Here is a 6,426-nt window from a genome sequence, read left to right as displayed (position 1 = left end):
GCGTCACCGGACGGGGTGGCCCGTGGGCTCAGAGGCGGCAGGCGTGGATCGAGGTGACCAGGATCGCGCGCGCCCCGACCTCGTAGAGGGCGTCCATGAGCTTGTTCGTCTGGTCGCGGCGCACCATGGCGCGCACGGCCGCCCAGTCGCGGTCGTGCAGCGGGGAGACCGTCGGGGACTCCAGGCCGGGCGTCAGGGCCACCGCGGCCTCGACGAGGTGCGCGGGCACGTCGTAGTCCATCAGGACGTACTGACGGGCCGTGAGGACGCCCAGCAGGCGGCGCGTGAGCGTCTCCAGGCCCGCGGAGACCGCGTCGTCGCCCACCGAGGCCGGGCGGATCAGGACGGCCTCGGACTTCAGGATCGGGTCGCCGAAGACCTCCAGGCCCGCCCCGCGCAGGGTCGTTCCCGTGGACACGACGTCCGCGACGACGTCGGCGATGCCGAGCTGGACCGCGGACTCGACCGCACCGTCCAGGTGCACGACCGAGGCCGTGACCCCGTTGGCGCGCAGGTGGTTCTCCACCAGGACCTCGTAGGACGTGGCCACGCGCAGGCCCTCGACCTGGTCGAGGGACGTGATGGTGCCCACGGGGGCCGCGTACCGGAACGTGGAGCCCGCGAAGCCCAGCTGCATGTGCTCGACGGCCGCCGCCCCCGAGTCGAGGAGCAGGTCGCGGCCCGTGATGCCGGCGTCGACCGTGCCCGTGCCCACGTACACCGCGATGTCACGCGGGCGCAGGAAGAAGAACTCGACGTCGTTGTCCGGGTCCGCGAGCACGAGCTCACGGGTGTCGCGACGCTGGCGGTAGCCGGCCTCACGAAGCATGTCGACGGCGGGCTCGGACAGGGAGCCCTTGTTGGGAACGGCGATGCGGAGCACGAGATCCTCGCGTTTCTTGGGGAGTTCGGGGAACGGGGCGGTCAGGACGACCGATCACCCGGTCGGCGCGCCCGCGACGGCGGGAACGCAGGGACGGACGGTGGACGACTACTGCGGACGAGGGACATGCGTGAGGGAAGCGACCCGGGTGCCTGGGCCCCCGTGCGCCTCCCCCTGGACCCGGACCTGGCCGGGCTCACAGATGCTTGTACACGTCCTGCAGGGTCAGGCCCTTGGCCAGGAGCAGCACCTGCACGTGGTACAGGAGCTGGGAGACCTCCTCGGCCGTCTTGTCGTCACCCTCGTACTCGGCCGCCATCCACACCTCGGCGGCCTCCTCGACGATCTTCTTCCCGATCGCATGGACACCGGCATCCAGCTCCGCAACCGTGCCGGAACCGGCGGGTCGGGTGGTGGCCTTCTCGGTGAGCTCGGCGAACAGCCCTTCGAACGTCTTCACCCGACCAGGGTAGTCGCCCCGTGACCGGCGGGCCCAACCGTCCCGCCCACCGGTCACCCGTCGTCCCCCACCCTCTCGCCCGCCCTGACGACGAGGGGCGACGTCAGGACGGGCGACAGGCGCAGGAGACGTCAGAGGTCGCGCAGCGCCACGACCGTCGCGATGGCCGCCTCGACGGCCTCGGCCCCCTTGTCCTCGCGCGAGCCCGGCAACCCCGCACGGTCCAGCGCCTGCTGCTCGTCGTCGCACGTGAGGACCCCGAAGCCCACCGGGACCCCCGTGCGCACCGAGACGTCCGTCAGGCCCGTGGTCGCGGCCGAGCACACGTACTCGAAGTGCGGGGTACCCCCACGGATCACGACGCCGAGCGCGATCACCGCGTCCGTGCCGCGCTCGGCCGCCCGCGCCGCGGCCACGGGCAGCTCGAACGAGCCCGGGACGCGGATCTCCTTGACGTGCGTGACGTTCGCGGCCGCGAGCGCCCGGCGGGCCCCCGCGAGGAGGCCGTCCATGACCTCGGTGTGCCAGCTGGCGGCGACCACGGTGATCCGTAGCCCGGTGCCGTCGACGGTGATCTGGGGTGCTCCTGCGCCGCTCATCGGTCGCTCTCCTCGGTGGTGGTGGGTGTGGTGGGGTCGGTCGGGACGGGCCCGGTACCCTGCTCGGGCGTGATCTCCAGGGTGTCCAGGAGGTGGCCCATCGCGACCTTCTTGGTCATGAGGTACCCGTGGTTGTGCTCGCCGTGCCCGACCTCGAGCCGGTGGGCGTCCACGACGTCGATGCCGTGCGCGGCCAGGCCGGTGACCTTGGCCGGGTTGTTCGTCAGCAGCGTGACGCGGTCCAGGCCCAGGTCGGTCAGGATCGCGGCCGCAGCCCCGTACTCGCGCCGGTCCACGGGCCAGCCGAGCTCGAGGTTGGCCTGGACGGTGTCGAAGCCCGCGTCCTGGAGCTCGTAGGCGCCGATCTTGGCGAGCAGGCCGATCCCGCGGCCCTCGTGCCCGCGCAGGTACACCACGGCCCCGCCCTGGGCGGCCACGCGCTCCATGGAGGCCTGCAGCTGGGGGCCGCAGTCGCAGCGCAGCGACCCGAACGCGTCCCCGGTCAGGCACTCGGAGTGCACGCGCACGAGCGGCGCGGCGACCGTCGCGCCCGGAGCCGGGTCGACGGCGCCCCCTCCCCCGGCGGGCACGGCCACCGGCACCAGGGCCACGTGCTCGGCCCCCGTGCGCAGGTCGCGGTAGCCGTGGACGCGGAAGTGCCCGTGCGCGGTGGGCAGGTCCGCGACGCTCGTGGCCTGCACGCGCGGCGCGGACGACGGCCCGGCCTCGTGCTCGGGCACGACGGGGTCGTGCTCGCGGCGCCACGCGATGAGGTCCGCGATGGTGATCAGGACCAGGCCCGCCTCCTGCGCGGCGTGCGCGGCGTCGTCGAGCCGCATCATGGTGCCGTCGTCGTTGACGAGCTCGGCGATGCCCCCGACCTCCCCCGCCCCGGCCAGGCGCACCAGGTCCACCGCGGCCTCGGTGTGCCCGGCACGGTGCAGCACCCCGCCGGGCACGGCGCGCAGGGGCAGGACGTGCCCGGGGCGGATGAGGTCGCCCGAGCCCGAGGCCGGGTCGGCCAGGACGTGCAGGGTCCGGGCACGGTCGGCCGCGGAGATGCCCGTGGTCACTCCCGTGGCGGCGTCGACCGTGACCGTGTACGCCGTGCGCCGCGGGTCCTGGCTGTGCGGGACCATGAGCGGCAGGTCCAGGGCGTCGGCGCGCGCGGCCGGCATGGGCGCGCACAGGTAGCCCGAGGAGTGGCGGATCGTCCACGCGACCCACTCGGGGGTCACGGTGCGGGCCGCGAAGATCACGTCGGCCTCGTTCTCACGGTCCGGGGAGTCCGCGACCAGGACGGGGCGCCCCGCGCGGATCGCGTCCAGGGCCTCCTCGACGGTGCCGGTGCGCACGGGGTCCACGTGCGGTGCGGTGGGGGCGACAGGTTCGTGACTGCCCGGGACGGTGTTCATGGCGGTGCTCATTCCTGTGCTGCGCTCGTACCGAGCAGGTCGGCGGCGGTCGTCGAGCCCGGGGCGCCGGACGCGTGGGTCCCGCGAGCGCCCAGCAGGCGCTCGACGTACTTGGCGATCACGTCGACCTCGAGGTTGACCCGGCCCCCCGGCACGAGCGAGCCGAGGATCGTGGCCTCGAGCGTCGTGGGGATCAAGGAGACGCCGAACGTGGTCTCGTCCACGTGCGTCACGGTCAGGGAGACGCCGCTGACCGTGATCGAGCCCTTCTCCGCGACGTAGCGGGTCAGGCCGGCGGGCGCGGACAGGACCAGGTCGTCCCACCGCCCGCCCGGCGTGCGGCGCACGAGCTCGCCGACGCCGTCGACGTGGCCCTGGACGATGTGCCCGCCCAGGCGCGTGTCGGCGCGCACGGCCCGCTCGAGGTTCACGGGCGAGCCCGCGACCAGGTCACCGAGCGCGGTGCGGCGCAACGACTCGGGCATCACGTCGGCCGTGAACGTGCCGTCCTGTCCCACGCCCGTGACGGTCAGGCACACGCCGTTGACGGCGATCGAGTCGCCCAGGTGCGCGTCCGAGGTGGCGAGGGGGCCGTGCACGGTCAGGACCGCGTCGGACTCCTGGCCGCCCGGGAACGCGATCTCGCGGACCGTACCGATCTCTTCGACGATTCCGGTGAACATCAGCTCTCCTGTTCGGGGGTGGTGCTGGGGACGGTGGTCAGGGGGTGGGCGGAGGGCGAGGCGCGGGCCACGACCAGGACGTCCGCGCCCAGGCGGCGCACGTCGTGCGTGACGAAGCGCGGGGCGCCCGCGAGCGTGGTCACGCCCAGGTCGCCCACCGCGCCCAGGCCCGCGCCCAGCAGGACCGGCGCGAGGTAGGCGTGGATCTCGTCGACGGCCCCGGCCGCGAGGAACGCGGTCGCCAGGCCGGGGCCGCCCTCGACCAGGACGTGGCGGGCCTCGCGCCCGGCCAGCTCGGCCAGGACCGCGCGGACGTCGCGCGTGCGCAGGTGCAGCACGGGGCCGCCGCCGTCGGTGGTCCAGGACCCTCCTGGCGCGAGCCGCACGTGCGGCGGGAGGTCACGGAGCCCGACGACGACCCGCACCGGCTGATGCCCCGCGAGCCCGGGCTCCAGCCCGACCACCCCACCAGCGGCGCGCACCGGCCGGTGCCCCGCGAGCCCCGCCTCGTGCTCGCCCTCGGCGGCCCCACCCGGTGCCGGCACGGGGGTGCGCGCCGTGAGCGACGGGTCGTCGGCCAGGACCGTCCCGGTGCCCACGAGGATCGCGTCGACCTGTGCCCGCACCCGGTGGGCGTGCTCGCGCGCGGCCGGTCCGGTGATCCACTGCGAGGTGCCGTCCGCCGCGGCGACCCGCCCGTCCAGGGTCGTGGCGAGCTTGAGGGTCACGTACGGGCTCCCCCGGCGCACGGCCACCAGCCACGGGCCGAGCAGGCGCTCGCCCTCGGCCTCGCGCAGCCCCGCGGCGACGCGCACCCCGGCCGCGCGCAGGCGCTCGCCGCCGCCGGTCGCGACGGGGTTCGGGTCCCCCACGGCGTACACGACCTCCGCCACGCCCGCGTCCAGCAGCGCCTGCGCGCACGGCCCGGTACGTCCGGTGTGGTTGCAGGGCTCGAGCGTCACCACGGCCGTCGCGCCGCGCACGTCCACGCCGCGCTCGCGGGCGTCGGCCAGGGCCGCGGCCTCGGCGTGCGGGCTGCCCGCGCCCCGGTGGAAGCCCTCGGCGAGCACCGCCCGGGGTGCGTCGTCCACGGGGCCGGGAGCGGCGGCGTCGGGCAGGGAGTCCAGCGGCCGGGGCGCGGGTCCCAGCAGGACGGCGCCCACGCGCGGGTTGGGGCCGTGCGCGGGGCCGCGCGCGGCCAGCTCGAGCGCGCGCACCATCGCGGCGTCGATCGTCAGGGTGGGCCTGGCGCCCATGCGTCCTCCTCCCGGTGAGCACGATGCTCCGGGGTGAGGGGTCGGCGACGCCACGGGGACCCCTGAGGGTCCACGGACGTCACGACACCACGGCACAGGGCTCCGCCCCGCGCCGCCACGTACTTCCTCCCATCCGGACTTTCACCGTCGGTCCTGGAGTTCCACCAGGTCAACCACGCCGAGGCGTGGGTCGCGGACTGTCACCGCCGGCTCGGAATTACACCGACCCCGGAGCACGTGTGTGCGTACTGCTCATGCGCTCGAGCCCGGACCCCGCCCACCGAAGGTGCGCACCGGGCCCGGCTTCTCGTCTCCACCCAGCATGCCACACCGGCGTCGGCCGGCAGGCACGCGGCCCCGCCCGTCCCGCGGGCTGGACCGATGTGAACGGCGTCAGTGCGCGTGGCCCTCCGCGAGCGCCCGCAGGGCCGCGATCTCCTCGGGGATGTTCTCCGCCCCGTAGACCGCGGAGCCCGCGACGAACACGTTGGCGCCGGCCTCGGCCGCGCGCTCGATCGTGGCGCGCGAGACGCCGCCGTCGACCTGGATCCACACGTCGAGCCCGGCCTCGGACACCGCGTCGCGGATGCGGCGGATCTTGGGCAGCGTGCCCTCGATGAAGGACTGGCCGCCGAACCCGGGCTCGACCGTCATGACCAGGAGCATGTCGAACTCGGGCAGCAGGTCCAGGAACGGCTCGACCGACGTCGCGGGACGCAGCGCGAGGCCCGCGCGCGAGCCCAGGCGGCGCAGCTCGCGCGCCAGGCGCACGGGGGCCGTGGCGGCCTCGGCGTGGAACGTGACGGACGCGGCGCCCGCCTCGGCGTAGCCCGGCGCCCAGCGGTCGGGGTCGGCGATCATGAGGTGCGCGTCGATCGGCACCGGGGACACCTGGACCAGGCGCTCGAAGATCGGCAGACCCAGGGTCAGGTTGGGCACGAAGTGGTTGTCCATCACGTCGACGTGCGCGTAGTCGGCGGTCGCGATCGCGCCCAGGTCGCGCTCGAGGTTCGCGAAGTCGGCGGACAGGATGCTGGGGGCGATGAGTGCGGACATGGGCACCAGCCTAGAGGGCGCCCGCGCCCCCTGCGGAGACGCGGAACGGCCGGGTCGGGTGGCGAGGGCCACCC

At 74.9% G+C, this 6,426-nt stretch carries 7 protein-coding genes and 1 riboswitch; all 7 genes read right to left on the bottom strand.

Annotated features, from left to right (window positions below; genetic code table 11):
• Nucleotides 1-28: 28 nt before the first annotated feature.
• On the bottom strand, nt 29-883 hold the full coding sequence (gene hisG, locus ACFWFR_RS16235) for an ATP phosphoribosyltransferase (protein WP_354505573.1): 855 nt from the start codon (nt 881-883) through the stop codon (nt 29-31).
• A gap of 196 nt (nt 884-1,079) precedes the next feature.
• Complete coding sequence (locus tag ACFWFR_RS16230; RefSeq protein ID WP_056651951.1) at nt 1,080-1,343, bottom strand: phosphoribosyl-ATP diphosphatase; 264 nt, start codon at nt 1,341-1,343, stop codon at nt 1,080-1,082.
• Nucleotides 1,344-1,474: 131 nt separating this feature from the next.
• Complete coding sequence (gene ribH / locus ACFWFR_RS16225; RefSeq protein ID WP_354505570.1) at nt 1,475-1,942, bottom strand: 6,7-dimethyl-8-ribityllumazine synthase; 468 nt, start codon at nt 1,940-1,942, stop codon at nt 1,475-1,477.
• Nucleotides 1,939-3,357, bottom strand: a complete 1,419-nt coding sequence (gene ribB / locus ACFWFR_RS16220; RefSeq protein WP_377623642.1) for a 3,4-dihydroxy-2-butanone-4-phosphate synthase — start codon at nt 3,355-3,357, stop codon at nt 1,939-1,941. The genes ribH and ribB overlap by 4 nt, the downstream gene beginning before the upstream one ends.
• 8 nt (nt 3,358-3,365) lie before the next feature.
• Nucleotides 3,366-4,040 (bottom strand): riboflavin synthase, encoded by a 675-nt coding sequence (locus ACFWFR_RS16215; protein ID WP_377623641.1) that lies wholly within the window; start codon nt 4,038-4,040, stop codon nt 3,366-3,368.
• Complete coding sequence (gene ribD / locus ACFWFR_RS16210) at nt 4,040-5,296, bottom strand: bifunctional diaminohydroxyphosphoribosylaminopyrimidine deaminase/5-amino-6-(5-phosphoribosylamino)uracil reductase RibD (RefSeq protein WP_377623640.1); 1,257 nt, start codon at nt 5,294-5,296, stop codon at nt 4,040-4,042. Before ribD ends, ACFWFR_RS16215 begins: the two co-directional genes overlap by 1 nt.
• Nucleotides 5,297-5,411: 115 nt before the next feature.
• A riboswitch (FMN riboswitch) is annotated at nt 5,412-5,537 on the bottom strand.
• Nucleotides 5,538-5,689: 152 nt separating this feature from the next.
• The gene (rpe, locus tag ACFWFR_RS16205) at nt 5,690-6,352 is read right to left on the bottom strand and encodes a ribulose-phosphate 3-epimerase (RefSeq protein WP_191802497.1); all 663 of its coding nucleotides are present in this window, start codon (nt 6,350-6,352) and stop codon (nt 5,690-5,692) included.
• Nucleotides 6,353-6,426: the final 74 nt, after the last annotated feature.

The organism is Oerskovia sp. NPDC060287 (genome assembly GCF_042726775.1).
In the GTDB taxonomy this organism is placed as follows: Bacteria; Actinomycetota; Actinomycetes; order Actinomycetales; family Cellulomonadaceae; genus Oerskovia; species Oerskovia merdavium.
Note: the sequence above shows the minus strand (reverse complement) of the source record. Positions and strands in the feature narration are given on the sequence as shown.